Origin of the sequence: Streptomyces sp. Y2F8-2, assembly GCF_014905555.1 — a bacterium.
Taxonomy (GTDB): domain Bacteria; phylum Actinomycetota; class Actinomycetes; order Streptomycetales; family Streptomycetaceae; genus Streptomyces; species Streptomyces cynarae.
In genome coordinates, this window is record NZ_BNGS01000002.1 from 142,138 (window position 1) to 166,264 (window position 24,127).

The following is a 24,127-nucleotide window of genomic DNA, read 5'->3' on the forward strand; positions in this document are numbered from 1 at the left end:
ACGCAGGTCAGGACACCTGGGTCTTGCGTAGGTCGCCCGTGTCCTTCGCGATCCCCGCGAAGAGTTCGGCCGCGTGCGCCATCAGCATGCGCTGCTCGCCGGCATCGAGGAGCGGATCGTTGCCCAGGGCCGCGACCTTGCGGGCGAACTCGGCGCGTGCCGAGAGCCCCTCCTCGGTCAGGGCCGTGCCGAACGCGGCGTTGCGGGCCAGCGCCAGGCTCCCCCGGTGGTCCGTGGTGCGCTGCCGGGGCCGGGGGAGGCCGCCGTTCGCTTCCTGGGAGGCGGCGCAGGCGGTGGTCGGCAGGATCACCGACAGGTAGTGGAAGACGGTCTGCAGATCCAGGTACTGCGGCCCGTCCGGAATGCCCTCCTCCAGGAGCCGCAGCAGGCTCCCGGTGAACCCGGTGTGCCGGTCCGTCAGGTCGTAGAGGGCGGGTGTCGTCCTGCCGGTCGCGCACAGGACGTGCACGTCGCCCGCGCTCGGGTCGTCCAGAGCTCGGCTGGCGAAGCAGCAGTCGAGCATGACGACGGCCTGCTTGGGCCGCAGGTAGCGCAGCCGGCTGAAGACGGCGCTGATCGGCAGCCCCGTGCGCACGGCTTCGTTTCGCTCGTCTATCGACCCGACCAGCGCCAGGAACAGCTCCGTGCGTCCGCTGCCGTCCCCGGCGAGGGACGCCTGCATGCCGTGTCCCACGAAGTAGAAGAGCACGACGTCCGGCTTCTCCCCCGCGATGCGGTCGAGCGCGCCGAGGACTTCATCGATGCTCTTGGGGTTGCCGACCGACAGCACGCGCTCCTCGGCGAACAGGCCCTGGGGTCCGGTCAGCGCCCGCCCGAGGTCCTCGATGCTGGACGCCGCCTGCGGAATCCCAGGCAGGTTGCTGGGATGCACCTGCTCGGACGTGCCCACCAGTACCGCCCACGAGTTCTCCCGGTCGATCAGACGCGTAGGCCACGACAGGCTCATCCGGTCTCTCCTCACATCGCGCAGTCCCGCAGGATCTTTGCCTTGATCCGCGGGACGTCCTGCTCGGACCGTGCCGTGGCGGTGATCTCGACCCCGTTGGGACACGTCACCTTGACCGGCACGCTCCGGCTCTTCACCCGGTACAGCAGCCAGTTGCAGTACGCGGTCAGGGCGGCAGCCAGCACCTGTCCGGACTCGGCGTAGACACGGAGCGCCTCGTCGAACGCTCCCTGGCGCCCCGGAACAGGCGGACGGGACAGCTTGGTGATCTCCGCGCGCGCCAGGTTCTCCGTGTCGTCGAACCAGGCCGCGAGGCTCTGTGTGTGTCCCGCCACCGTCTGCTCGTCCCCATCGAAGCCGAAGATCATATGAGACACCGTGGACCTCCCCCTGCGACCGGCTGAATCGTGACCCGCGTGGCACCTTTCCGACAGCGACACATCCAGACACATACCTCAACTGTGCCTGGACCGGCTCTAGTTGAGGCAATGTCGTCAAACGTCGACGGGACTCAGAGAGTAGCCTGCCCGCGGAGCGTTGACCATACGACGACGCTGGGGTGCGACGAACAGGGAGACCCTCCCCGTCCGGTTGCGGGAAGGGCCTCCTCGGGTGGTGCTACCTGCGGCGCAGGGCGGCCAGGTTTTCGTAGCCGATGCGTGCGTGCCGCAGCGACTGGGCGGGGTCGGTGGTGCTGGGGGCGTTGTCCTGCTCGACCATCGGGTTGTGGTAGTTGCGGTGGCCGACCCGGGAGAAGAACGTCGTGTAGTCGATGACGCCGGTGCCGAACGGGACCATGTCGTAGCCCATGCCGTTGCCGGTGTTGACGACGCCGTCCTTGGCGTGGAAGAGCGGGTAACGCTTGTTGTACCGCTCGACCAGGCCGGCCGGGTCGAAGATCCTCTCCTGCGTGGAGCCGTCGTGGGCGGTGTAGGTGCGGAACTTGTACTGGGCGACGTGCGCCCAGAAGACGTCCATCTCCAGCCAGATCAGCTGCGGGTCGGTGATGGTGAGGAAGTACTCGAGCTTGCGGATGCCGGAGCTGCGGGTGGGGCGGCCCTGGGCGTCGAGCGGACCGCCGTCGAGCAGGAAGCCGTAGGCGGCGTCGTGGTTGTGGGTGTACAGCTTGATGCCGGCGCTGCGGGCGATCTCACCGAGGGTGTGCCACTTGTCGGCGGCTACGTCCCAGTCGGCCTTGTAGGAGCTGCTGGTCGGGTCGCCGCCGGTGCCCATATGGGCCATGCCGAGGATGTTGGCGATCTCCAGGTGCTTCTTGAAGGTGTCGACGTCGGCGGTGGTCAGCGGCCAGGACGGGGGTATGAAACCGTGGTTGCCCTGGGCGCGCAGCCCGTAGTCGTCGAGCCAGCCGCGCAGCAGCTTGGCGCCCGCGACGGATTCAAGGCCGGCCCCGCCGGGGGCGTTGGCGTGCTGGCCGTAGCCGGCGAACTCGACCTGTCGGTAGCCGAAGCGGGCGAGCTGCTCGAACACGGCGCGGAAACCGGAGGGCAGGGGGGTCGAGAGGGGGTCGCGGCCGATGGCGTCGCGGACGGTGTAGAGGATGATGCCGCGTCTGTCGGCGGGGACGAGCGCATGCCCGGGGGCGGTGGCCTCGGCGGAGTCGGCATCCCCGGCGGCGTGCACGGGGGCCGCTCCGAAGACGGGGGCGGCGATCGCGCCCGCCGCGACGGCGGTGCAGGTGCTGAGGAAGCGGCGGCGGTCGATGCCGAGGGTGCGACGCAGGGCGTCGTCGGTGGTGTGGGTGTCGTTCACGGGTGCCTCTTTCCGGACTGGCCGTCATGGAGACCGGCGAGTGTCAGCAGCAGTGACTTCACATCGGTGGCCGCGACGCGGTCACCGACGGCACGGGGGGTGGAGCAGATGAGGAGCGGACCGTCGTCGTCGCTCGCGGGGAGGCGGCCGTGGCTGCCGCGAACAGGTGACGGGTCGAGGGGCACGACCGCCATGCGGTAGCGCATGCCGAGTTTCTTGCGCGCAAGGGCCGTGGCCGCTCTGACCTTGACGTAGGGGTCGAGGGGGTCCATGAAGAGTTCGGCCGGGTCGTAGCCGGGTTTGCGGTGGATGTCGACGAGCCGCGCGAAGTCGGGCGCACGGGCGTCGTCGAGCCAGTAGTAGTACGTGAACCAGGCGTCCGGCTCCGCGACGGCGACGAGTTCGCCGGAGCGCGGGTGGTCGAGGTGATGGGTCTTCTTGCCCTCGTCGTCCAGGAGTTGCTCGATGCCGGGCAGGCCGGTGAGGGCGGCCCGGGTGACGTCGAGGTCCTCGGGGCGGCGCACATAGACGTGGGCGATCTGGTGGTCGGCGACCGCGAACGCTCGTGAGGCCATCGGATCGAGGTACTCCATGCCGTCCTGCGTGTGCACCTCGAGCAGTCCGGCATGGCGCAGGGCGCGGTTGATGTCGACGGGACGGTTCACGCGGGTGATGCCGTACTCGGACAGCGCCACGACGGTACGGCCCTCGGCGCGGGCGTCGTCCAGCAGCGGCGCCAGCGCGGCGTCCAGGTCCGCGGCAGCCTTCGCCGAGCGCGGGTCGTCGGGGCCGAAGCGCTGCAGGTCGTAGTCGAGGTGCGGGAGGTAGCAGAGCGCCAGGTCGGGATGCCGGGTACGCAGGATGTGGCGGGTCGCGTCGATGATCCACTGGCTGGAGACCAGGTCGGCGCCCGGCCCCCAGAAGTGGAAGAGGGGGAACGTGCCCAGCTTCGCGGTGAGTTCGTCGTGCAGGGCCGGGGGCCTGGTGTAGCAGTCGGGTTCCTTGCGGCCGTCGGAGTAGTAGACGGGACGAGGCGTGACGGTGATGTCGGTGTCGGCGCCCATGGCGTACCACCAGCAGATATTGGCGACCGTGTAGCCGGGGTGGGCGCGGCGGGCGGCGTCCCACAGCCTGTCGCCGGCGACGAGGCCGTTGTGCTGTCGCCACAGCAGGACGTCGCCGAGTTCGCGGAAGTACCAGCCGTTGCCGACGATGCCGTGCTCGGACGGCAGGGCGCCGGTCAGGAAGGTGGACTGGGCGGCGCAGGTGACGGCGGGCAGGACGGTGCCGAGCGGTGCGCGGGAGCCGGACCGGGCGAGCGCCTGGAGGCGGGGCATGTGGTCGAGGAGACGGGGGGTGAGGCCGACGACGTCCAGGACGAGGAGTGGGGTGGGGCCGGTGCCGGTCGGGGCGCTCATGGAAGCTCCTTCAGGCCGAGGTCCGTCAGCAGGTCGCGGGCCAGCGTGAGTTCGGCGGCGATGCCGTCGGCGAGCTGGGCGCGGGCGCGGGGCCGCAGCTCCGGCGGGAGGGCCTGCCAGGTGTACGTCTCGACCTCGAGGTGGCGGGTGAGCGGGTGCGGTCCGCCGACGAGCCGGGTCAGGGCGGCACGGAGGACGGGGAGTGTGGAGGTGAGGGGCGCGGCGGGTGTCGCGTGCAGCGGGACGTGGAAGTGGGCGCGCCAGGGCGCGGTGTCGGGAAGGGTGTCGCCCTTCAGCGCCTGCGGGAGGTCGTCGGTGCCGCGCAGGCCCGCGGCGGTGAGGGTGCGGGTCTGGTGCAGGAAGCGGGGTTCGGCGAAGGCGGCGAGCGCCTCGCGGACCTCCGGCAGGTGGGGGTGTTCGGCGTGCAGTGCGGCTGAGAGTTGCGATTTGACGACGGGGACGCGGGCTCGGGTGAGCGTGTCCAGGGCGGTGTGCGGGTCTTCGAAGGAGGTGGCGAGGTGGCAGGTGTCGAGGCAGATGCCGATGCGGTCGTGGGCGATCGCGGTCAGGGGGGCGATGGCGTCGCCGGTGGTCTCGACGGTGCAGCCGGGTTCCGGCTCCAGGCCGACGCGGATGGAGCGGCCGGTCAGCTCCGCGAGGGCGTCGAGGCGTGCGGCGAGGGAGCGAAGGGCGGTGCGGGCCCCCTCGGCGCGCTCGGCGTCATGGGCGGTGCGCCAGGCGAGGGGCAGGGTGGAGATGCTGCCCTCGGTGACGTCGTCCGGGAGCAGGACGGCGAGGACGCGGGCCAGGGCGGTGGTGTGGTCGAGGCGTTCCGGGTCGGCCCAGTCCGGCTTGTAGACGCGGTACTTGACCTCCTCGGCGCCGAAGCCTTCATACGGGAAGCCGTTGAGGGTGACGACCTCGAGGCCACGGCGGTCGAGTTCGGCACGCAGGCCGCGCAGGGCGGACGGATCGGTGACGAGGGTGCGGGCGGCGTCCCCGGCGAGCCACAGGCCGATGCCGAGGCGGTCACGGCCGAGGCGGCGGCGCACGGGCTCGCAGTGGTCGCGGAGCTGGGCGATGACACCGTCGAGGGTTTCGGCCGGGTGGACGTTGGTGCAGTAGGCGAGGTGGACGGTGGAGCCGTCGGGGTGCCGGAAACGCATCGCTCACTCCCCGCCGCGCAGCACGGAGTTGCCCTCGTGCGTGGGCGCGGTGGCGGCCACGTCGAGGGTGAGGCGGCCGCTGAGCCCGTAGAACGCGACGGGGTTGCGCCACAGCACCAGGTCCACGTCGTCCTCGGTGAATCCCTCGGCGAGCATCGCGTCGGCGACCTTGCGGGTCTTCAGCGGGTCGCTCCTGCCCCAGTCGGCGGCGGAGTTCACCAGGACCCGCTCGGGCCCGTACGCGCGCAGGATCGCGACCATCCGCCGCTCGTCCATCTTGGTGTCGGGATAGACGGAGAACCCCAGCCAGCAGCCGCCGGCCTTGGCCTCCTTGACGGTGGTCTCGTTGAGGTGGTCGACCAGGACCCGGTCCGGCGGGAGCGCGGACTCCCGGACGACGTCGAGGGTGCGGCGCAGCCCGGCGAGCTTGTCACGGTGCGGGGTGTGGACGAGCGCCGGCAGTTCATGGTCGGCGGCGAGCTGGAGCTGGGCGGCGAGGGCGGTGTCCTCGGCGGGGGTCATGGAGTCGTAGCCGATCTCCCCGACGGCGACGACCTGGTCCTTGACGAGATACCGGGGCAGTTCGTCGAGGACGGGGAGGCAGCGGGGGTCGTTCGCCTCCTTGGGGTTGAGAGCGAGGGTGCAGTGGTGGGCGATGCCGTACTGGGCGGCGCGGAAGGGCTCCCAGCCGAGGAGGGAGTCGAAGTAGTCGAGGAAGGAGGCGGGAGAGGTGCGGGGCTGGCCGAGCCAGAAGGAGGGCTCGACGACGGCGCGGACGCCCGCGGCGTACATGGCCTCGTAGTCGTCGGTCGTCCTGGACGTCATGTGGATGTGGGGGTCGAAGATGCGCATCAGGACTCCTTGCCGTGGGGGGCGTCCGTGGAGTGCGGCGCGGGCGCCGGTTCGGTGAGGGCCAGCACGCGGTACAGGTCGTCGGGCACGGGACGGCCCGCGGCGGTGCGTTCCGCGGCGTAGTCGCCGAGCATGCGGGCCAGTTCGGTGTCGCCGCGGGCGCGCCCGGGCAGGCCGGCCACGCAGTCCACGCCGACCCCGGTGAACAGGCACTTCAGGACCGCCTGCCGCCACAGGTGGGGGCTGAGGTGCCGGGCGGCGTAGGGGCCGACGGCGGCGGCGAGGAGCCGGGTGTCGTTGGTGCGCAGCGCGTCCTCGACGAGTGGCAGTCCTTCCGGGCCCGGCAGGAGGTGGGGCAGAGCGTGCAGGACGGCGCGGCGTTCGTCGGCGGTGCCCTGGTGGTAGACGCGGGTGAGCCCGTCCGCGTCGGGGTGCGCCGCGTGCAGGATGAGGACGCGGGCGGCGTCGGCGTGGGCGGTGCCGCACCGGCGGCCGGCCTCGGCGAGGCGCAACTCCCACACGGAGATGGGCCCGTGGGTGCCGGGCTGGGCGGCCGCCTCGTCGAGGGCCTGGTCGAGCCAGGCGCGGGCCGCCGCGGGGAGCCGGGCGTCGAGGTGGGCGCGCAACTCGGCCGGTGGGGTGAGGGCGAGCCCGGTGCCGATCGTGGGGGTGGGCTGCGTGGCCTGCGGGTGGCTCATGCGGTGCTCCCTTCGGGGATGGCGGAGGGCTCGCCGGCAGGTGGTGCGGGGGGCGGGGCGTCCGGTGGGAGCCGCCGCCCGGTGGAGGAGGCCGCCGCGGTGCGGAGGAAGGGGAGGGAGATCGCGGCGAAGTGGGGTCCGGCGTGGGAATGACGGGGCAGTTCGACGACGGTCAGGCCCCGGTAGGCGGCGGCGGACAGAGCACCGAGGACGGCCGGGACGTCGAGGTCGCCCTCTCCGAAGGGCAGGTGTTCGTGGACGCCGCGGCGCATGTCCTCGATCTGGACGTGGCGCAGCCAGGGCGCGGCGGCGCGTACGCAGTCGGCGGGAGAGAGGGGTTCGAGGCACAGGCAGTGGCCGAGGTCGAGGGTGAGGCCGAGGTGTTCGGGGTCGCCGAGGGCGTGGCGCAGGCGGTGGAAGTCGGCGAGGGTGGCGAGGAGGTGTCCGGGTTCGGGTTCGACGGCGAGGGGGACACCGGCGGCGGTGGCGGCCTCCAGGACGGGGGTGAGGGCGGTGGCCAGCCGTGTCCACGCCGTGTCGTCGTCGGTTCCGGCGGGGGTGACGCCGCTGAAGCAGTGCACGGCGTGCGCGCCGAGGTCGGCCGCGACGCCGACGGCCCGGGTCAGCAGGTCGATGCGGCGGGCGCGGTCGTCCGGGTCCGGGTCCAGCAGAGAGGGGCCGTGTTTGCGGCGCGGGTCGAGCACATAGCGGGCGCCCGTCTCGACGGTGACCTCCAGGCCGAGCGCGTCCAGCCGGTGGGCGACCCGGCGGGTGCGGGCGGCGAGGTCGGGGGCGAGCGGGTCGAGGTGCATGTGGTCGAGGGTCAGTCCGACGCCGTCGTAGCCGAGGTCGGAGAGCAGGGCGAGTGCGTCGTCGAGGCGGAGGTCGGCGAGGCCGTTGGTGCCGTAGCCGAAGCGGAGCGGCGTGCCGCCGGGGGCCGCGGCGGACGCCGGGGTGCTCGGGGAGGGCAGCACGCTCATGTGACGCTCACCTTCCTCGCGAACCTGGCCGCCGACGGGGCCAGGGCCGCGGTCAGCAGGGCCGTGACCGGGGCGCCGGAGCGGGCGGACAGCGCGGCCTGGAGCGGGATCGTGGCGCGGATGCCGCCGCCGACGGCGCGTTGGGTGAGCGGGGGTGACGGGTTGAGGGCGGCGTGGAGGTAGGGGCGGGCGGCGGTCGCGGCGTAGACGGCGGCGAGCGCTCCCCGCAGGGTGTCGGCTGCGGTGCGGGAGTGGGCCGGGCGCGCGGCGGTGGCCGGCCGGGTGCGCCCCCGGGTCAGCGATCGGGCCAGAACCCCCGTCGTGGCCAGCGCGGCCAGAGCGGGCAAGGGCGAGCCGCCGCTGGTTTCCCGGCGGGACACGGTGGTGAGTGCCAGGGTGTGGCCGGCGAGGAGGGCGGCCGGGCGCAGGGCCGGGCGGATGCGGCCCGTGGTGGCCGCGGCGCCCAGGAGCAGGTCCAGGCCGCGGGCCGCCGCCATCGCGGCCGGGCCCGCCGGGGTGCGTTTCAGGGCCAGGTCGTACGCCCAGACGGTCGCCGCCAGGGGGGCCGCCACGGTGAGTGCGGGGCGGCCGGAGCGGGCCGCGAGGGCCAGCCCGGCCGTCGTGAAGGCGCAGGCCGCCGTGAGAGCGGCGGTGGGGCGGATCCGGCCGGAGGGCAGGGGGCGGTGCGGGCGTTCCACGGCGTCCTCGGCGCGGTCGGCCCAGTCGTTGAGGGCCATGCCCGCCTCGTAGAGGCACAGGGAGGAGCCGATGGCCAGCAGTGTGCTGCGGCTGGGACGGGCGCGGACGGCGGCCGCGCCGGCCAGCGCGTCACCGGGGACGGTGAACAGCGCGGGGAGGCGCAGCAGTTCGGCCCAGGCACGTGGGCCTCCGCGGTCCCCGGTGCTCCCGCTCATCGGGCCTCCCCCGCCCGCTGCCCAGCGGGTGCCTGCCGCAGTCGCCGCGCGAAGTCCGTCAGTGCCGCGTACTGCTCCCCGAGCGCCGACGGCCCGTCCCCGACCGGGTCCTTGAAGTAGAAGCCCAGGTCGGTGAGCGGGCCGGACAGGCCGGTCTCGTGGGCGCGCAGTGTCAGCCGGGCCAGGTCCAGGACCAGCGGGGCGGCCAGTGCCGAGTCGCAGCCCTGCCAGATGGTCTGCAGCACCATGCGCGCGCCGAGGAAGCCGTCGAAGGCGACGTGGTCCCAGGCGGTCTTCCAGTCGCCGAGGGCGGGCACGTCGTCGATGTGGACCTCGCCCTCGACCCCCGCGCCGAGGGTGTCGGCGAGGACCCGCTCCTTGCCGGCGTTCTTCGCGGCTGCCGCGGCCGGGTCGGCCAGGGACGCGCCGTCTCCGCCTCCGAGCAGGTTGGTCCCGGACCAGGCCCGCACCGTGAGGGCACGCTGCGCGAACATCGGGCCCAGCACCGACCGCAGCAGGGTCTGCCCCGTCTTGCCGTCCCGGCCCGCGTGGGGCAGACCGCTCGCCGCAGCCGGCGACGCCAGCGCCGGGTGGTGCAGGCCCGTGGACGGGGTGAAGTTCACATACGGGCAGCCCGCGCGCAGGGCCGCCGCCGCGTACAGCGAGCTGGGCGGAAGACGGTCGCCGGTGGCCGGAGGCTCGGTGGACGCCACGTTCACCACCACCGCACTCGCGAGCCCCCGGCGTCGTACGAAGTCCTGGATGTCGGCGGCGAAGGCGTCGATCTGCTGTTCCTCGTCCCGGGTGTCCCCGGGCAGGGGGCCGCCCGGTCTGATCTCCCGGTCGGCGGCGGCGAGTTCGGCCGCGACGGCGGAGGGCAGACCGGGTGGCAGTACGCCGCCCGCGGCGAGGGCTTCCGCGCGTTTGGGCAGGGGGCAGTCCACCGTGTCGTGACCGCCGAATACCAGGGACGACAGGGCCACAAGGCCGCTGTCCGCGAAGACGGGGGTCTCGGTGACCATGCCCGTGGGCGGGTGCAGGCCCGCGGTCACGGCGGCGCAACCCGCGACGACGGTCGTGGCGACGGAACCGCGGGCGCCGATCAGCCACACCCCGAGAGGGGCTCGGGCAGGGGATGCGGACATGGGCAGGCAGCCTCCTTGTCGTACGGGGAACCTCAACGGGGACGGGAGGAAAGCGGCGGGCGGGAGTCCGGCGTCCCCCGCCCGCCGCCGCTCACTTGCCCTTGACGGGCAGCTCCTTGATCCGGATGTCACGGAAGGACACCTGGTCGCCGGCACCGTGGTTCTGGATGCCGATGTGTCCGTCGGTGAGGCTCCGGGCCGGATCGGTGTTGGTGAAGTCGTTGATCTTCACGCCGTTGAGCCAGACGCGCAGGCGTTCGCCCTCCACGCGGATCTCGTACGTGTTCCACTCCCCCGGCGGGTTCAGCGCACGGTCGCGCTTCTTCAGGTCGGCGGACTGGAAGCCGTAGACGGACCCCGTGGTCTTCTCGGGCACGTCCGTGGCGTCGATCTGGACCTCGTAGCCGTTGTTCACGGCCGACCACGGGTCGTCCGAGGGCGGGAAGCCCACGAACACACCGGAGTTGTCGTCGCCGGCCGTCTTCCAGTCGAGCTTCAGCGAGTACGAGGAGAAGCCCGACGCGGCGTACCACAGCAGGCCCATGCCGCCCTGCGACGTCAGGGTGCCGTCGGCGTCCAGGGTGAAGGAGCCCGGGCCCGCTTGTTTCCAGCCTTCGAGCGAGGTGCCGTCGAAGAGCGGACGGTAGCCGTTCTCCGGGCGGCAGTCCGCCTGGGCGTCGCCCACGGCCCACCGGATGCCGCCCAGCAGGTGCCGGCGGAAGGCGGGGTCGGCGTAGGACTCCTTGGTGTGGCCGCCACCGGTGTAGAAGGCGCGGCCGCCCTGGTAGTTCTGGCACCAGGCGATCGGGTGGTCGCCGTTCATGGTGCCGCCGGTGTACGAGGACTCGTCGAGCGAGGCGAGGACGTGGGCCCTCTCCCGGGGATTCGAGCGGTAGTTGTACCACTCGTCGGTGCGTTGCCAGGTCCGGCCGAGCTCCGAGGTCGCCGGATGGGCGCGGTCCTCGACGTTCACCGTGGCCGGCTGGATCGCCGGGTGCGACTGGAAGTAGGCGCCGGCGAGGCCGCCGTAGAACGCCCAGTCGTACTCGGTGTCGGCGGCCGCGTGGATGCCCACATAGCCGCCGCCCCGGCGGATGTAGTCCTCGAAGGCGCTCTGCTGGGCGGAGTCCAGCACGTCCCCCGTCGTGGACAGGAACACGACGGCGTCGTACCGCCGCAGGTTCGACGGGGTGAAGGCGCCGGCGTCCTCCGTCGCGTCGACCGTGAAGCCGCCCGTCTCGCCGAGCTGCTTCACCGCCGCGATGCCGTCCGGGATCGAGTCGTGCCGGAAGCCGGCCGTCTTGGAGAAGACCAGCACCCGTGTGCCGTCCTCGGAGTGCGGGGCCGCGGGCTGGGTGACACCGCCGAGGAGCAGGGCGGCGCCCAGCGCGGCCGTCGTCAGCCGTCCGGTCGTGTGCATGCCGTCCTCCTCTCAGCCGGTCGTGAAGGTGAAGTCGTCCACGTCGAACAGGGCGCCGGAACCGGTGCTCCCCTTGAAGACCAGGTAGAGCGTGGTCGTGCCCCTCGGCGCGCGGGACAGGCCCGCGCTGACGTCCTGGAAGTTCTCCCAGCCGCCCGTGACCGGCACGGTCGCCTTGCCGAGCAGGGTGCCCGTCGCCGAGCCCGCGCGGACCTCGAGGGTGCCGCCCGCGCCACCGGAGGCGATGCGCGCCGTGATCTTCTTGGCGTCGCTCAGCACGTACGGCGTGAAGGAGATCCAGTCGCCGTTGTCGATGTCGCCGACCGTCCTGCCGCCGTGCGCGGTGTCCTTGGCGATCACCGAGACACCGGAAGAGGTGCTGAAGTGCTCGGCCTGGCGGTGCCGGGGCTGGGTGACGTTCCGGTCGTGCGAGGTGAGGGGGGCCTGGCCGCCGCCTCCGCCGTCGGTGTACTCGGCGTCGAAGACGCCGAAGATGTTGGCGTCGTCGTCATGGCCGCCGTCCGCGCTGGTCTGGATGGTGCCGGAGCAGCCGTTGGCCGAGGTGAGCGGGTGGCCGTGGGAGTCGTGGCCGAGGACGAAGGTGACCTTGACCTTCGAGCAGTCGACGGCCGCGCCGTCCTCCGGGTCGGTGACCTTCACCTTGAAGGGGATGGCGTCCCCGAAGCTGAACAGCTGTCCGTCCTGCGGGAGCTCGAGCACCACCTTGGGCGCGGTGTTGCCGACGACGATCTGCACGCTCGCGCTGCCGGTGCGCCCGGAGGGGTCCTTGGCGGTCAGCGTGGCCGTGTAGGTGCCGTTCTTCTTGTACTTGTGGGTCGGGTCGGCCGCCGTCGAGGTGGTCCCGTCGCCGAAGTCCCAGCTGTAGGTGAGCGCGTCGCCGTCCTGGTCGCCGGTGCCCGCGGAGGAGAACGTCACCTTCAGCGGCGCCTGCCCGGAGGTGCGGTCGGCCGCGGCCTGGGCGACCGGCGAGTGGCCGTCGGTGGCGTTCTCGATGCGGTACAGGGCCGAGTGCTCGTCGCCGCCGAACCAGGCGGTGCCGTAGTCGAGGACGTACAGGGCGCCGTCGGGCCCGAACGCCATGTCCATGATCTGGGTGCCGGACCAGGGGAAGGGGTTGATGGACTGCACGGTGCCGTCGGCGTCGGTCACGATCCGCTTGATCCAGCGGCGGCCGAACTCGCCCGCGAAGAAGTTGCCGTCATACGCCTGCGGGAACTTCACCGGCGAGTCGAGCGCCGGGTCGTAGTGGTAGACCGGGCCGCCCATCGGGGACTCGGAGCCGTCGCCGAACTCGGGCACGGACGGGCCGTTGTAGGGGATCCAGGCGGGCTGGGCCGGCGGCAGGTCGGTCAGGCCGGTGTTGTGCGGCGAAGTGTTCTTCGGTGCGGCGCAGTCGAAGCGCGCGCCCGACGCCTTCGTCGCGAAGTCGTAGTCCACATAGGCGTCGTTGGCGCCGGTGCAGTACGGCCAGCCGAAGTTGCCGGGGCCGGTGACGCGGGCGAACTCGACCTGGCCGGCGGGGCCGCGGTTCGGGTCGGCGGCTCCGGCGTCGGGGCCGTAGTCGCCGACGTAGAGGATGCCGGTCTGCTTGTCGACGCTGAAGCGGAACGGGTTGCGGAAGCCCATCGCGTAGATCTCGGGCCGTGTCCTGTCCGTGCCGGGCGGGAAGAGGTTGCCGTCGGGTATCGCGTACGAGCCGTCCGCGTTCACCTTGATGCGCAGGATCTTGCCGCGAAGGTCGTTGGTGTTGCCGGCCGAGCGCTGCGCGTCGAAGGCCGGGTTGCGGTCGGAGCGTTCGTCGATGGGGGTGAAGCCGTCCGACTGGAAGGGGTTGGTGTCGTCACCGGTCGACAGGTACAGGTTCCCGGCGGCGTCGAAGTCGATGTCACCGCCGACATGGCAGCAGATGCCGCGGGAGGCGGGCACGTCGAGAATCTTCTTCTCGCTCGCCGCATCCAGTGTCCCGTCGGTCTTCAGGACGAACCGGGAGAGCCGGTTGACGCCGTCGAAGGGCGCGAAGTCGGCCGGGGTGCCGGTCTCGGGTGCGTCGCCCGCCGGGGTGTTCAGCGGGGGCGCGTAGTAGAGGTAGATGAAGCGGTTGGTGGTGAAGTCCGGGTCGACGCCGACGCCTTGGAGGCCTTCCTCGTCGTGCGAGTAGACGTCGAGCTTGCCGGCCAGACGGGTGTTGCCCGCCGCGTCGGTGATGCGGAGTTCGCCGTCGCGGGAGGTGTGGAGGACGGAGCGGTCCGGGAGGACGGCGAGCGACATGGGCTCGCCGACCTCGGCCTCGCCCTTGGCGAGGGTGACCTGCTGGAAGTCCTCCGCCGCCGCGGTCCCCGTGTCGGAGACGGCTGCGCCGGCCTGGGGGGCGACGAAGGTGAGGGACACGCCTGCCAGCAGTGCGCCGCCGAGCAGGGCGACGGCTTTGCGCAGGGACGGGCGTCGTCTGTGGGCGGTGACTCTGCCGGTGCGGGTGGTGCGGTCGTTCCCGTGCACGAATGCCTCCAGAATGGGGCCGGTTGTACGGGCGGGTGCGGTACGCCGGGATGCGCCGTCATCCCGGAGAGCTTGATGGGAGCTGATCAGTTGCCGAACGCCGCGTCGAACGAGGCCGACGGCGGCTCGAAGTCGTACGCCTTCAGCCGGTTCAGGGCCTCGGGGGCGCCCTGGAGCCGGTCCATGCCGGCGTCCTCCCACTCCACGGAGACGGGCCCCTGGTAGTCGATGGAGCGCAGCATCCGGAAGACGTCCTCCCAGGGGACGTCGCCGTGCCCGGCGGAGACGAAGTCCCAGCCGCGGCGGGGGTCGCCCCAGGGCAGGTGGGAGCCGAGGCGGCCGTTGCGCCCGTCGAGGCGCTTGCGGGCCTCCTTGCAGTCGACGTGGTAGATCCGGTCGCGGAAGTCCCACAGGAAGCCGACCGGGTCGAGGTCCTGCCACACGAAGTGGGAGGGGTCGAAGTTCAGGCCGAAGGCCGGTCGGTGGTCGACGGCGGCCAGGGCGCGCTGGGTGGTCCAGTAGTCGTAGGCGATCTCGCTCGGGTGGACCTCGTGCGCGAACCGGACGCCCTCTGCGTCGAAGACGTCGAGGATCGGGTTCCACCGCTCGGCGAAGTCCTCGTAGCCGCGTTCGATCATCGACTCGGGGGCCGGCGGGAACATGGCGACCAGGTGCCAGATGGCGGAGCCGGTGAAGCCGATGACGGTGTCGACGCCGAAGGCGGCAGCGGCGCGCGCGGTGTCCGCGATCTCCGCGGCGGCCCGCCGGCGTACTCCCTCGGGCTCGCCGTCGCCCCAGATGCGGGCGGGCAGGATGGCCCGGTGCCGTTCGTCGATGATGGCGTCGCACACCGCCTGGCCGACGAGGTGGTTGGAGATCGCCCAGCACTTCAGGCCGTACTTGTCGAGGAGCTGGTGGCGGGAGTCGACGTACGACGGGTCGGCGAGGGCCTTGTCGACCTCGAAGTGGTCGCCCCAACATGCGAGTTCGAGTCCGTCGTAGCCGAAGTCGCGGGCGAGTCGGCAGACCTCCTCCAGGGGCAGGTCGGCCCACTGGCCGGTGAACAGGGTGAAGGTGCGCGGCATACGGCAGTCCCCCTCAGTCCGCTATGGGCGTGTAGACGGAGTTCTTCTCGGCGCTCTCCTCCACCGCGGCGAGGACCCGCTGGACCTGCAGCCCGTCGGTGAAGGAGGGGTCGGGCGTGGTGCCCTCGGCGATCGCGTGGACGAGGTCGCGGGCCTGGTGGACGAAGGTGTGCTCGTAGCCGAGGCCGTGGCCCGGCGGCCACCAGGCGTCCAGGTAGGGGTGGTCGGGTTCGGTGACCAGGATGCGGCGGAAGCCGGCGTGCGCCTCGGGTTCGGTGGCGTCGTGGTACGACAGTTCGTTGAGCCGCTCCAGGTCGAAGGCGAGGGAGCCGCGCTCGCCGTTGAGTTCGATGCGCAGGGCGTTCTTGCGGCCGGTGGCGTACCGGGTGGCCTCGAAGGAGGCGAGGGCGCCGGAGGCGAAGCGGCCGGTGAACAGGGCAGCGTCGTCCACGGTCACCTCGCCGGTGACGTCGGCCGATGCGGCGCTGAGCCCGCTGGTCGGGCCGTGGGGCAACGGCCGTTGCCGGACGAAGGTCTCGGTGAGCGCGGACACTCCGGCCAGGCGCTCCCCCGCGAGGTACTGGGCGAGGTCGACGATGTGCGCACCGAGGTCGCCGAGCGAGCCGGAGCCGGCCGATTCCTTGCGCAGCCGCCAGGTCAGCGGGAAGGAAGGGTCGACCAGCCAGTCCTGGAGGTACGACACCCGCACGTGCCGCAGGGTGCCGATCCGGCCCTCGGCGACCATGCGGCGGGCGAGCGCGGTGGCGGGGACGCGGCGGTAGTTGAAGCCGACCATCGCGCGCTGACCGCGTGCGTGGGCCGCTTCGGCCGCCGTGGCCATCGCCTCGGCCTCCTCGACGGTGTTCGCGAGGGGCTTCTCGCACAGCACGTGCTTGCCCGCCGCGAGCGCGGCCAGCGCGATCTCGGCGTGGCTGTCCCCCGGGGTGCAGATGTCGACGAGGTCGATGTCGTCCCGGGCGATCAGCGCCCGCCAGTCGGTCTCGGCCGCCGCCCAGCCGTGCCGGTCGGCCGCCGCGCGCACGGCGGCCGGGTCGCGGCCGCAGATCGCGGCCATCACCGGGCGCAGGGGAAGGTCGAAGACACGGCCCACGGTGCGCCAGCCCTGGGAGTGGGCGGCGCCCATGAAGGCGTAGCCGACCATGCCGACGCGCAGGGGCGGTTTCCCGGCGCCGGTTCCGGAAGGTGGCGGCGTCTCGCTCTCCGCGCCTTCTGACTGCTGCGGCTGTCCCATACGGAAGGTCCTCCTCGTCCTGGTGGTGGTGCGCCGTGGGGGGTGCGGGTGGAGCGTCACCTGAAGCCGGTGGGCATGTAGCGGTCGACGTTGTCCTTGTCGACGACGGCCGAGTAGAGCGTGATGGAGGCCGGGATCTCGTACTCGGCGAGGCCGCCGACGCCCTTGCCCTGGCCGAGGGCGCGGGCGAGGTCGATCGCGGACGCGGCCATGGTCGGCGGGTACAGGACGGTCGCCTTCAGCACGCTGTTGTCCTGCTTGATGGCCTGGAACGCGGACAGCGCCCCGGCGCCGCCGACCATCAGGAAGTCGTCGCGCCCGGCCTGCTGGATGGCGCGCAGGGCGCCCACGCCCTGGTCGTCGTCGTGATTCCAGAGAGCATCGAACTTCGGCTGCGCCTGGAGCAGTTGGGCCATCTTGGCCTGCCCCGACTCGACCGTGAAGTCGGCTGCCTGGCGGGCGACCTTCTTGATGTTCGGGTAGTTCTTCAGGGCGTCGTCGAAGCCCTGGGTGCGCTGTTTGGTCAGTTCCAGGTTGTCGAGTCCGGCGAGCTCGATGACGCGGGCGTTCGCCTTGCCCTTGAGCTTCTCGCCGATGTAGTGGCCGGCGTTGAGGCCCATGCCGTAGTTGTCACCGCCGATCCAGCAGCGGTAGGCCTGCGGGGTGTTGAAGACGCGGTCGAGGTTGACGACGGGGATGCCCGCGCGCATCGCCTTCAGCCCGACCTGGGTGAGTGCCTTGCCGTCGGCGGGCAGCACCACCAGCACGTCGACCTTCTTGTTGATCAGCGTCTCGATCTGGCCGATCTGCGCGGCCGTGTCGTTGGAGCCCTCGGTGATCTCCAGCGTCACATCGGAGTACTTCCCGGCGCGGCTCTTGGCGTTGTCGTTGATGGCGTTGAGCCAGCCGTGGTCGGCCTGCGGGCCGGCGAAGCCGATGGTGACGTGCTTGCCGGGCTTGTCGCCGGCGGCCGGCTGGTCGTTCGCGGCGGGCTTGTCGTCCTTGACCTCGTTACTCGTGCAACCTGCGAGGAAGGCACCGGCGGAGACGGCGGCGCTCCCGAAGAGCAGTCCTCTGCGACTGGTGAGTGGCGACATGGCGGTGAACCCTTTCCTCAGGTCGTGCTCGCGGTACGGCGCTGGACCAGCACGGCGGCGACGATGATCGCGCCCTTGGCGATCTGCTGGACGTCGCTCTGCAGGTTGTTCAGGGCGAAGATGTCGGTGATCGTGGTGAAGACCAGGACGCCGAGCACGGAGCCGGTGATGGTGCCCCGGCCGCCGGTGAGCAGGGTGCCGCCGATGATCGCGGCGGCGATGGCGTCGAGTTCGTACAGGTTGCCGTTGGTGTTCTGGCCCGAGCCGGACAGGATGACCAGCAGGAACGCGGCGATGCCGCAGCACAGCCCCGACAGCAGGTAGAGGTACAGCCGCTGGCGGCGTACGTCGATGCCGGCGAGGCGGGCCGCCTCCGCGTTGCCGCCGACGGCGACGGTGCGGCGGCCGAAGGTGGTGCGGTTGAGCAGCAGCCAGCCGATGACGGTGACGACCGCGAAGACCAGGACGAGCGGGGGGATGCCGAGCACGTAGGAGTCGCGTTCGCCGAGCTTGAGGATGCCGTCGACGGTGACGATCTGCGTCCTGCCGTCGGTGATCTGCAGGGCGAGGCCGCGTGCGGAGGCCAGCATGGCGAGCGTCGCGATGAACGGGACCATGCCGCCGTAGGCGATGAGCAGGCCGTTGACCAGTCCGCAGCCCACGCCGACGACGACCGCGGTGAAGAGGATGCCCGCGAAGCCGTACTCCTGGGTGGCGACTGTGGTCGCCCACACCGAGGCCAGCGCGACGATCGCGCCGACGGACAGGTCGATGCCGCCGGAGGTGATGACGAAGGTCATGCCGACGGTGACGACGCCGATCACGGAGGCCTGGGTGAGGACGAGCTGGAGGTTGCGGGTGTCGAGGAACTCGTCCGGTTTGGTGATCCCGCCGATGAGGACGAGTGCGGCGAGCACGCCGAGGAGGGACAGGGTGCGGACGTCGGTGCGGGCCACCAGAACGCGCCAGACCGGGAGTTCGGCCGCGGGCACCTTGTCGGCGGTGTCCCGAGGCGGGGAGACGGGCTGCGTCATGACACCGGGCTTCCTTCCATGACGAGGTCGAGTACGCGGTGTTCGTCCAGCTCACGGGCTGGCGCGGTATGGACGACGCGGCCCTCGCGCAGGACCAGGACGCGGTCGGCGAGGCCGAGCACCTCGGGCACCTCGCTGGAGACCAGCAGCACCGCGAGGCCCTCGTCGGCCAGGCGCCGGACGACCGCGTACAGCTCGGCGCGGGCGCCGACGTCGACGCCTCGGGTCGGTTCGTCGAGCAGCAGCACGCGGCAGCCGCGCAGCAGCCAGCGGGCGAGGACGGCTTTCTGCTGGTTCCCGCCGGAGAGGGTGCGGATCGGCACGGCCGGGTTGTCGGGCCGCAGGGACAGCTCGCGGGTCGTCGCGCGCGCCGCGCCCCGTTCCGCGCCCCGGTCGATCCAGCCGCCGCGCGAGAAGCGGGACAGGGAAGAGATCGAGACGTTGCGGGTGACGGACTCGAGCATCAGCAGGGCCTGCGCCTTGCGTTCCTCGGGTGCGAGGCCCAGCCCGGCGCGCACCGCGGCGCGCACGCTGCCCGGGCGCAACGGGCGCCCGTCGACGAGGACTTGTCCCGCGGTGGGCCTGCGGGCTCCGTAGAGGGTCTCCAGGATCTCGGAGCGCCCGGAACCGACGAGCCCGGCCAGGCCGACGATCTCCCCGGCGCGCACCTCGAGGTCGAGCGGCTCGAACTCGCCCTGCCGGGCCAGGCCCCGGACCTCCAGCACGGGTGTGCCGTGCGGCGGGGACGCGGGCCGCTCGGGGAAGACGTACTCGACGTTGCGTCCCGTCATCAGGGCGACGACGTCGTGGGTCGGTGTGGTCTTCGCCGGCAGTCCGCCCGCGACGGCCCGCCCGTCCTTGAGCACGGTCACCCGGTCGCCGATGCGGCGGATCTCCTCCAGGCGGTGCGAGATGTAGACGACGGCGACTCCGTCGGCGGTGAGATCGCCGACGATGCGGAACAGGTTGTCGACCTCGTCCGGGTCGAGCGCGGCGGACGGCTCGTCCATCACGATGAGCCGTACGTCGTGGGAGAGCGCCCGCGCCATGGACACGATCTGCTGCTGGGCCGCCGACAGCTCGCCCACGAGGCGGGAGGGGTCGATCTCCGGGTGCCCGAGTCGTCGCAGCAGCCGCGCCGTCGACGTCCGCGCTGTGTTTCGCCGTACGACGAAGCCGGCGGCCGTGGGTTCGTGGCCCAGGTGGACGTTCTCGGCCACCGACAGGTGCTCCACCAGGTCGAGTTCCTGGTAGATGGTGGCGATGCCCAGGCGCATGGCCGCGATCGGCGAGCGCAGCGTGACGGGTTCCCCGCGCCAGTGGATGGTGCCGGTGTCGGGCTGGTGGGCGCCGGCGAGGACCTTGATGAGGGTGGACTTCCCGGCCCCGTTCTGGCCGAGCAGGCAGTGCACTTCACCGGCCTGGACGTCGAGGTCGACGCCGTCGAGGGCCCGGACCCCGGGGAACGACTTGGTGATGCCGGACATGCTGAGCAGCGGTGGTTCTGGTGCCATGTGGGTTCCCCTCGGCGGGCGTGCGGGCCGGTGTCAGGGCGTGCCGCCTGCGCTGGGCAGGCGGTTTCAGGGCAGGGCAGGGCAGAGCAGGGCGCTGTGCTGGAGTTCCGTACGTGCGGCGGTTGCTTACGCGGGTGAGAACAGGTGGTCGCTGATGAGGCGGGCCGCGCCGATGACACCGGCGTTCTGGCCCAACTCGCCGAGGACGATGGGAAGATTGCCGGTCGCGAGCGGCAGCGACTGGCGGTAGACCTGGGTGCGGATCGCGGCGAGCAGGGTGTGGCCGAGGCCGGTCACCCCGCCGCCGATCACCACGAGGCCGGGGTTGAAGAAGCTGACCAGGCCGGCGATGACCTGGCCGGTACGGGTGCCGCCCTCCCGGATGAGGTCGAGGGAGGTGGCGTCGCCCGCGGCTGCCGCGGCGGCGACGTCGGCAGCGGTGAGCGTGCCGTTCGTCTCCAGGCGGGAGGCGAGTTCGGCCGAGAGTCCCTGGTGGGCGGCCTCCAGCGCGTCACGGGCGAGTGCCGCGCCGCTGAAGTGGGCCTCCAGGCAGCCCCGGTTGCCACAGGCGCACGGGCGTCCTTCGGGCACGGCCTGGATGTGCCCGATGTCCCCCGCGCTGCCCGTCGTGCCCCGGTAGACCTCACCGCCGACCACGATGCCGCAGCCGATGCCGGTGCCGATCTTGACGCAGAGGAAGTCGCCCACGGTGCGGGCGACGCCCGCGTGCTGCTCCCCCATCGCCATCAGGTTCACGTCGTTGTCGACCATGACCGGGCAGCCGAGTTCCTGGCTGAGGGCCTCCCGCACCGGGAAGCCGTCCCAGCCGGGCATGATCGGGGGTGCCACGGGGACGCCCTCGGGGAAGCGGACCGGTCCCGGGACGCCGATGCCGGCACCGTCGAAGCCCTCCGCCAGGCCGGATGTCTTCAACTTCGCGGCCATGGCAAGGACTTGCTCGAAGACCGCGACGGGGCCCTCGCGCACGTCCATGGGCTGGTTGAGGTGGCCGAGCACTTCCAGTTCGGCGTTGGTGACCGCGACGTCGACCGAGGTCGCGCCGATGTCGACGCCCAGGAAGCGGAGGTTCGGAGCGAGACGGACGTTGTGCGAGCGGCGGCCGCCCCGGGAGGCGGCGAGACCGTCGGCGACGACCAGTCCCGTCTCCAGGAGCCGGTCGACCTCAACGGCCAGCTTGGACCGCGAGAGGTCCACCTGGTCGCCGAGCTGAGCGCGGGAGTTGGGGCCGCCGTCGCGCAGCAGCTTCAGCAGCCGGGCCTGATGGGCGTTGGCGGGTCGAGCCGTCATCCGTCTCACGAGCCCCTCCCCGCCTCAATCGGCCTGTGCGCGCCGGTTTCCGGCCACTTCTGTGGCTTGCTTTCGGAGGGAACGTAGCAGCGACTGCCGGGACTGGGAAGAAGTTGCGCAGAGATTACCGCCAACTTTCTCCACTCGCAGGACAAAGACCCAGGATGCGCAGACGGCGCACTGGCGCCGTCGCGCACCGGCCCGCAGGATGAGCACGCACCACGTCGGGGCCGGGCCGTCCGTGGCCCGGCAAGGGAGAGGGGGACCGTGTGATTCTGGTGACGGGTGCCACGGGGAACGTGGGTGCCGAACTCGTCCGCGTCCTGGCGGAGTCGGGGCAGCCGGTGCGGGCACTGAGCCGCGCCGGCCGGTCGGAGGGCCTGCCGCCGGGGGTGACGGCCGTGGCAGGCGACCTGAACCGGCCGGAGACGGTGCGGGAAGCGCTCGACGGTGTACGGGCGATGTTCCTGATGCCGGGCTACGGGGGTCAGCGGCAGATCCTGGCGGATGCGCGGGCGGCAGGGGTGGAGCGGGTCGCCCTGCTGTCCGGGAGGTCGGCGGGCACGGGCGACACCGGCAACGCGGTTGCCGGCTACCTGATCCAGGCCGAGACGGCGGTGCGGGAGTCCGGGCTGGCGTGGACGTCGCTGCGGTGCACGAGCTTCATGTCCAACGCGTTGCAGCTGGCGGACCAGATCCGCAAGGGCGACACCGTGCGGGTGCCGTTCCCGGACACGTACACGACCGACATCGATCCGTACGACATCGCGCGGGTCGCCGCGCGCGCCCTGCTGTCGGACGAGTGGGCGGGCCGATCTCTCGAAGTGACGGGCCCCGAAGCGCTGTTGCCCGCCGATCGTGTGCGCATCCTGGGCGAGGCGCTCGGCCGGGACCTGCGGGCCGTCGGCCTCACGAACGAGGAGGCGCGCACCGAGCTGGAGTCCCGCATGCCCAAGCCGTACGTCGACGCCTTCTTCAGCTTCTTCGTGGACGGCACCCTGGACGAGTCACAGGTGCTGCCGACGGTGCGGGAGGTGACGGGCCGGGAGCCGCGCACGTTCCGGGAGTGGGCTCGGGCGCACGCGGACGCTTTCTGACGGGTGTTACTCGGTGGGGCGGACGACGCAGAGGCCGGCAGCGCCGGACTACGACCTCGGTCGCTCGTGGTACGACCGCCGCGTGTGCTCGGTGTGTTCGCGCATGAGGTGGGTGGCTCGCTGTTCGTCGCGGGCCGCGATCGCCGCGATCAGCTCGCGGTGTTCGATCCACGACTGCCGGCCGCGCTGCCGGGCGACCGGCGTGTAGTACCAGCGCACCCGGCGGTCGACCTGCCCCGCCAGTTCCGCGAGGACCGCGTTGCCCGCCAGCTCCATCACCTTCGCGTGGAAGCGGGCGTTGAGCGCGACCGCCCCGTCCACGTCGTCCTGCGCCACGGCCCGCTCGCCCTCGGCACACAGCTCCTCCAGAACCGCGACACCGGCGCTGTCCGCGTTCGCGGCGGCGAGCCGCGCGGCCTCCGCCTCCAGCAGCGTACGGACGGTGAGGAGCTGGTCGGCCTCCGCCTCCGTGGGCTCGTGCACGAACGCCCCCTGGGCGGGCCGCAGATCGACCCACCCCTCGGTGTTCAGCCGCTGCAGCGCCTCGCGCACCGGCTGCCGGGAGACCCCGAGGTGCCCGGCGAGCTCACTCTCGACGAGGTGCTGGCCCGGCTGGAGGGCACGCGTGGTGATGAGTTCGAGCAGCGCCTCGTAGACACGGTCGCGCAACGGGCCCGGCCGCTCCAGCCTGGGCACCGCTCCCTGCGGCAGTCCTGTCGACAACATCGCGGTCCCCCTCCAGGGCAACGGCGGCGCGGTAGCCGGAAAGCCAGTATGAATTGTCTTTCGTCTACAGTCTACCGGCACACAAGGGCCGGCCCCGCGGGAAGTCGGCTACGCCACACGGCCGTCCGGCTGACGGACGACGACCCACGAACGGCCGCTCACGGGCAGCGAATCACCTGTCCCGCGTACGAGAGGTTCCCGCCGAACCCGAACAGCAGCACGGGTTCACCGCTCGAGATCTCCCCGCGCTCCACGAGCTTCGACAGGGCGAGCGGGATGCTCGCCGCCGAGGTGTTCCCCGACTCTGTGACGTCGCGCGCGACGACCGCGTTCACGGCGCCCAGCTTCTCCGCGAGCGGTTCGATGATGCGCAGGTTGGCCTGGTGCAGCACGACCGCGGCGAGCTCCTCGGGCGCGATCCCGGCCCGCTCGCACACCCGGCGCGCGATGGGCGGCAGTTGGGTCGTCGCCCACCGGTACACGCTCTGCCCTTCCTGCGCGAACCGAGCGGGCGTGCCCTCGATCCGGACCGCGTGCCCCATCTCGGGCACCGAGCCCCACAGCACGGGCCCGATCCCGGGCTCCTCACCGGCGGGGCACGCCTCGACCACGGCGGCTCCCGCACCGTCCCCGACCAGCACGCATGTCGTACGGTCCGTCCAGTCCGTGACATCGGACATCTTCTCGGCGCCGATGACGAGTGCCCTGCTCGCCGCGCCCGCACGCACGGCGTGGTCGGCGGTGGCGAGCGCGTGGGTGAAACCGGCGCAGACGACGTTGACGTCCATCGCTGCGGGCTGCGGCATGCCGAGCCGGGCCGCGACGCGGGCCGCCGTGTTCGGCGAGCGGTCGACGGCGGTGCAGGTGGCGACCAGGACGAGGTCGATGTCGCCGGGCGCCAGGCCGGCCGCCGCCAGCGCCTTGGCGGCGGCGTGCGCGGCGAGCTCGTCGACGGGCTCGTCGGCTCCGGCGATGTGGCGCGTGCGGATGCCCACCCGGGTCCTGATCCACTCGTCGCTGGTGTCGACCATGCCCGCCAGGTCCTCGTTGGTGAGCACCTCGGCGGGCTGATAGTGGCCGACGGCGGTGATGCGTGAGCCGTTCATGGGTGGTTCCCCTCGTTGCCGTGGGTGTCGGGATCCACCAGTCTGATCAGTGACTCACGGG

21 protein-coding genes are annotated in these 24,127 nt (G+C 72.0%); 1 reads left to right on the forward strand and 20 read right to left on the reverse strand.

The window, feature by feature from the left end; translation table 11 throughout:
- Nucleotides 1-7: 7 nt before the first annotated feature.
- The 18 genes from SY2F82_RS06015 to SY2F82_RS06100 all read right to left on the reverse strand — a co-directional run bounded on the left by SY2F82_RS06015 (nucleotide 8) and on the right by SY2F82_RS06100 (nucleotide 21,137).
- On the reverse strand, nucleotides 8-967 hold the full coding sequence (locus SY2F82_RS06015) for a caspase family protein (protein ID WP_200417914.1): 960 nt from the start codon (nucleotides 965-967) through the stop codon (nucleotides 8-10).
- Between the two features lie 11 nt (nucleotides 968-978).
- Complete coding sequence (locus SY2F82_RS06020) at nucleotides 979-1,335, reverse strand: hypothetical protein (RefSeq protein WP_200417915.1); 357 nt, start codon at nucleotides 1,333-1,335, stop codon at nucleotides 979-981.
- 250 nt (nucleotides 1,336-1,585) lie between these two features.
- Nucleotides 1,586-2,737, reverse strand: coding sequence for a sugar phosphate isomerase/epimerase (locus SY2F82_RS06025; RefSeq protein WP_200417916.1), 1,152 nt, complete (start codon nucleotides 2,735-2,737; stop codon nucleotides 1,586-1,588).
- Nucleotides 2,734-4,155, reverse strand: a complete 1,422-nt coding sequence (locus SY2F82_RS06030; protein WP_200417917.1) for a nucleotide pyrophosphatase/phosphodiesterase family protein — start codon at nucleotides 4,153-4,155, stop codon at nucleotides 2,734-2,736. Before SY2F82_RS06030 ends, SY2F82_RS06025 begins: the two co-directional genes overlap by 4 nt.
- On the reverse strand, nucleotides 4,152-5,321 hold the full coding sequence (eboE, locus tag SY2F82_RS06035) for a metabolite traffic protein EboE (RefSeq protein ID WP_200417918.1): 1,170 nt from the start codon (nucleotides 5,319-5,321) through the stop codon (nucleotides 4,152-4,154). The genes SY2F82_RS06030 and eboE overlap by 4 nt, the downstream gene beginning before the upstream one ends.
- A 3-nt stretch (nucleotides 5,322-5,324) precedes the next feature.
- On the reverse strand, nucleotides 5,325-6,173 hold the full coding sequence (locus SY2F82_RS06040; RefSeq protein ID WP_200417919.1) for a TatD family hydrolase: 849 nt from the start codon (nucleotides 6,171-6,173) through the stop codon (nucleotides 5,325-5,327).
- Nucleotides 6,173-6,871, reverse strand: a complete 699-nt coding sequence (locus tag SY2F82_RS06045; RefSeq protein WP_200417920.1) for an EboA domain-containing protein — start codon at nucleotides 6,869-6,871, stop codon at nucleotides 6,173-6,175. Before SY2F82_RS06045 ends, SY2F82_RS06040 begins: the two co-directional genes overlap by 1 nt.
- Nucleotides 6,868-7,851 (reverse strand): sugar phosphate isomerase/epimerase, encoded by a 984-nt coding sequence (locus SY2F82_RS06050; RefSeq protein ID WP_200417921.1) that lies wholly within the window; start codon nucleotides 7,849-7,851, stop codon nucleotides 6,868-6,870. The genes SY2F82_RS06045 and SY2F82_RS06050 overlap by 4 nt, the downstream gene beginning before the upstream one ends.
- Nucleotides 7,848-8,765, reverse strand: a complete 918-nt coding sequence (locus tag SY2F82_RS06055; protein ID WP_200417922.1) for an SCO3242 family prenyltransferase — start codon at nucleotides 8,763-8,765, stop codon at nucleotides 7,848-7,850. Before SY2F82_RS06055 ends, SY2F82_RS06050 begins: the two co-directional genes overlap by 4 nt.
- Nucleotides 8,762-9,910 (reverse strand): inositol-3-phosphate synthase, encoded by a 1,149-nt coding sequence (locus SY2F82_RS06060; RefSeq protein WP_200417923.1) that lies wholly within the window; start codon nucleotides 9,908-9,910, stop codon nucleotides 8,762-8,764. Before SY2F82_RS06060 ends, SY2F82_RS06055 begins: the two co-directional genes overlap by 4 nt.
- 91 nt (nucleotides 9,911-10,001) lie before the next feature.
- On the reverse strand, nucleotides 10,002-11,330 hold the full coding sequence (locus SY2F82_RS06065) for a ThuA domain-containing protein (RefSeq protein ID WP_200417924.1): 1,329 nt from the start codon (nucleotides 11,328-11,330) through the stop codon (nucleotides 10,002-10,004).
- A 12-nt stretch (nucleotides 11,331-11,342) separates the two neighbouring features.
- Entirely contained in the window at nucleotides 11,343-13,847 is a 2,505-nt protein-coding gene (locus SY2F82_RS06070) for a PQQ-dependent sugar dehydrogenase (protein WP_200417925.1), read from the reverse strand.
- 86 nt (nucleotides 13,848-13,933) lie between these two features.
- Entirely contained in the window at nucleotides 13,934-14,932 is a 999-nt protein-coding gene (locus SY2F82_RS06075; protein ID WP_200417926.1) for a sugar phosphate isomerase/epimerase, read from the reverse strand.
- A 13-nt stretch (nucleotides 14,933-14,945) separates the two neighbouring features.
- Nucleotides 14,946-16,184, reverse strand: coding sequence for a Gfo/Idh/MocA family protein (locus SY2F82_RS06080; RefSeq protein WP_200417927.1), 1,239 nt, complete (start codon nucleotides 16,182-16,184; stop codon nucleotides 14,946-14,948).
- A gap of 56 nt (nucleotides 16,185-16,240) precedes the next feature.
- Complete coding sequence (locus SY2F82_RS06085) at nucleotides 16,241-17,281, reverse strand: substrate-binding domain-containing protein (RefSeq protein ID WP_200417928.1); 1,041 nt, start codon at nucleotides 17,279-17,281, stop codon at nucleotides 16,241-16,243.
- 17 nt (nucleotides 17,282-17,298) lie between these two features.
- Nucleotides 17,299-18,315 (reverse strand): ABC transporter permease, encoded by a 1,017-nt coding sequence (locus SY2F82_RS06090; RefSeq protein WP_200417929.1) that lies wholly within the window; start codon nucleotides 18,313-18,315, stop codon nucleotides 17,299-17,301.
- Complete coding sequence (locus SY2F82_RS06095; RefSeq protein WP_200417930.1) at nucleotides 18,312-19,829, reverse strand: sugar ABC transporter ATP-binding protein; 1,518 nt, start codon at nucleotides 19,827-19,829, stop codon at nucleotides 18,312-18,314. Before SY2F82_RS06095 ends, SY2F82_RS06090 begins: the two co-directional genes overlap by 4 nt.
- Before the next feature lie 126 nt (nucleotides 19,830-19,955).
- Nucleotides 19,956-21,137, reverse strand: coding sequence for an ROK family transcriptional regulator (locus SY2F82_RS06100; RefSeq protein WP_200418600.1), 1,182 nt, complete (start codon nucleotides 21,135-21,137; stop codon nucleotides 19,956-19,958).
- 269 nt (nucleotides 21,138-21,406) lie between these two features.
- On the opposite strand from SY2F82_RS06100, the gene SY2F82_RS06105 reads away from it, so the two are divergent.
- Nucleotides 21,407-22,234: an NAD(P)H-binding protein gene (locus SY2F82_RS06105; protein WP_200417931.1), complete on the forward strand. Its 828-nt coding sequence runs from the start codon at nucleotides 21,407-21,409 to the stop codon at nucleotides 22,232-22,234.
- 48 nt (nucleotides 22,235-22,282) lie between these two features.
- Here the strand turns inward: SY2F82_RS06105 and SY2F82_RS06110 are convergent, their stop codons facing one another.
- On the reverse strand, nucleotides 22,283-22,960 hold the full coding sequence (locus SY2F82_RS06110; RefSeq protein WP_200417932.1) for a GntR family transcriptional regulator: 678 nt from the start codon (nucleotides 22,958-22,960) through the stop codon (nucleotides 22,283-22,285).
- 158 nt (nucleotides 22,961-23,118) lie between these two features.
- Nucleotides 23,119-24,066, reverse strand: a complete 948-nt coding sequence (locus SY2F82_RS06115; RefSeq protein ID WP_200417933.1) for a beta-ketoacyl-ACP synthase III — start codon at nucleotides 24,064-24,066, stop codon at nucleotides 23,119-23,121.
- Between the last annotated feature and the right edge of the window lie 61 nt (nucleotides 24,067-24,127).

Bases quoted from the DNA above. Each gene is read 5' to 3' on its own strand.
- SY2F82_RS06015 (WP_200417914.1), bottom strand. From the start codon at position 967: ATGAGCCTGTCGTGGCCTACGCGTCTGATCGACCGGGAGAACTCGTGG.
- SY2F82_RS06020 (WP_200417915.1), bottom strand. From the start codon at position 1,335: ATGATCTTCGGCTTCGATGGGGACGAGCAGACGGTGGCGGGACACACA.
- SY2F82_RS06030 (WP_200417917.1), bottom strand. From the start codon at position 4,155: ATGAGCGCCCCGACCGGCACCGGCCCCACCCCACTCCTCGTCCTGGAC.
- eboE (WP_200417918.1), bottom strand. From the start codon at position 5,321: ATGCGTTTCCGGCACCCCGACGGCTCCACCGTCCACCTCGCCTACTGC.
- SY2F82_RS06040 (WP_200417919.1), bottom strand. From the start codon at position 6,173: ATGCGCATCTTCGACCCCCACATCCACATGACGTCCAGGACGACCGAC.
- SY2F82_RS06045 (WP_200417920.1), bottom strand. From the start codon at position 6,871: ATGAGCCACCCGCAGGCCACGCAGCCCACCCCCACGATCGGCACCGGG.
- SY2F82_RS06050 (WP_200417921.1), bottom strand. From the start codon at position 7,851: ATGAGCGTGCTGCCCTCCCCGAGCACCCCGGCGTCCGCCGCGGCCCCC.
- SY2F82_RS06055 (WP_200417922.1), bottom strand. From the start codon at position 8,765: ATGAGCGGGAGCACCGGGGACCGCGGAGGCCCACGTGCCTGGGCCGAA.
- SY2F82_RS06060 (WP_200417923.1), bottom strand. From the start codon at position 9,910: ATGTCCGCATCCCCTGCCCGAGCCCCTCTCGGGGTGTGGCTGATCGGC.
- SY2F82_RS06065 (WP_200417924.1), bottom strand. From the start codon at position 11,330: ATGCACACGACCGGACGGCTGACGACGGCCGCGCTGGGCGCCGCCCTG.
- SY2F82_RS06075 (WP_200417926.1), bottom strand. From the start codon at position 14,932: ATGCCGCGCACCTTCACCCTGTTCACCGGCCAGTGGGCCGACCTGCCC.
- SY2F82_RS06080 (WP_200417927.1), bottom strand. From the start codon at position 16,184: ATGGGACAGCCGCAGCAGTCAGAAGGCGCGGAGAGCGAGACGCCGCCA.
- SY2F82_RS06085 (WP_200417928.1), bottom strand. From the start codon at position 17,281: ATGTCGCCACTCACCAGTCGCAGAGGACTGCTCTTCGGGAGCGCCGCC.
- SY2F82_RS06090 (WP_200417929.1), bottom strand. From the start codon at position 18,315: ATGACGCAGCCCGTCTCCCCGCCTCGGGACACCGCCGACAAGGTGCCC.
- SY2F82_RS06095 (WP_200417930.1), bottom strand. From the start codon at position 19,829: ATGGCACCAGAACCACCGCTGCTCAGCATGTCCGGCATCACCAAGTCG.
- SY2F82_RS06100 (WP_200418600.1), bottom strand. From the start codon at position 21,137: ATGACGGCTCGACCCGCCAACGCCCATCAGGCCCGGCTGCTGAAGCTG.
- SY2F82_RS06110 (WP_200417932.1), bottom strand. From the start codon at position 22,960: ATGTTGTCGACAGGACTGCCGCAGGGAGCGGTGCCCAGGCTGGAGCGG.
- SY2F82_RS06115 (WP_200417933.1), bottom strand. From the start codon at position 24,066: ATGAACGGCTCACGCATCACCGCCGTCGGCCACTATCAGCCCGCCGAG.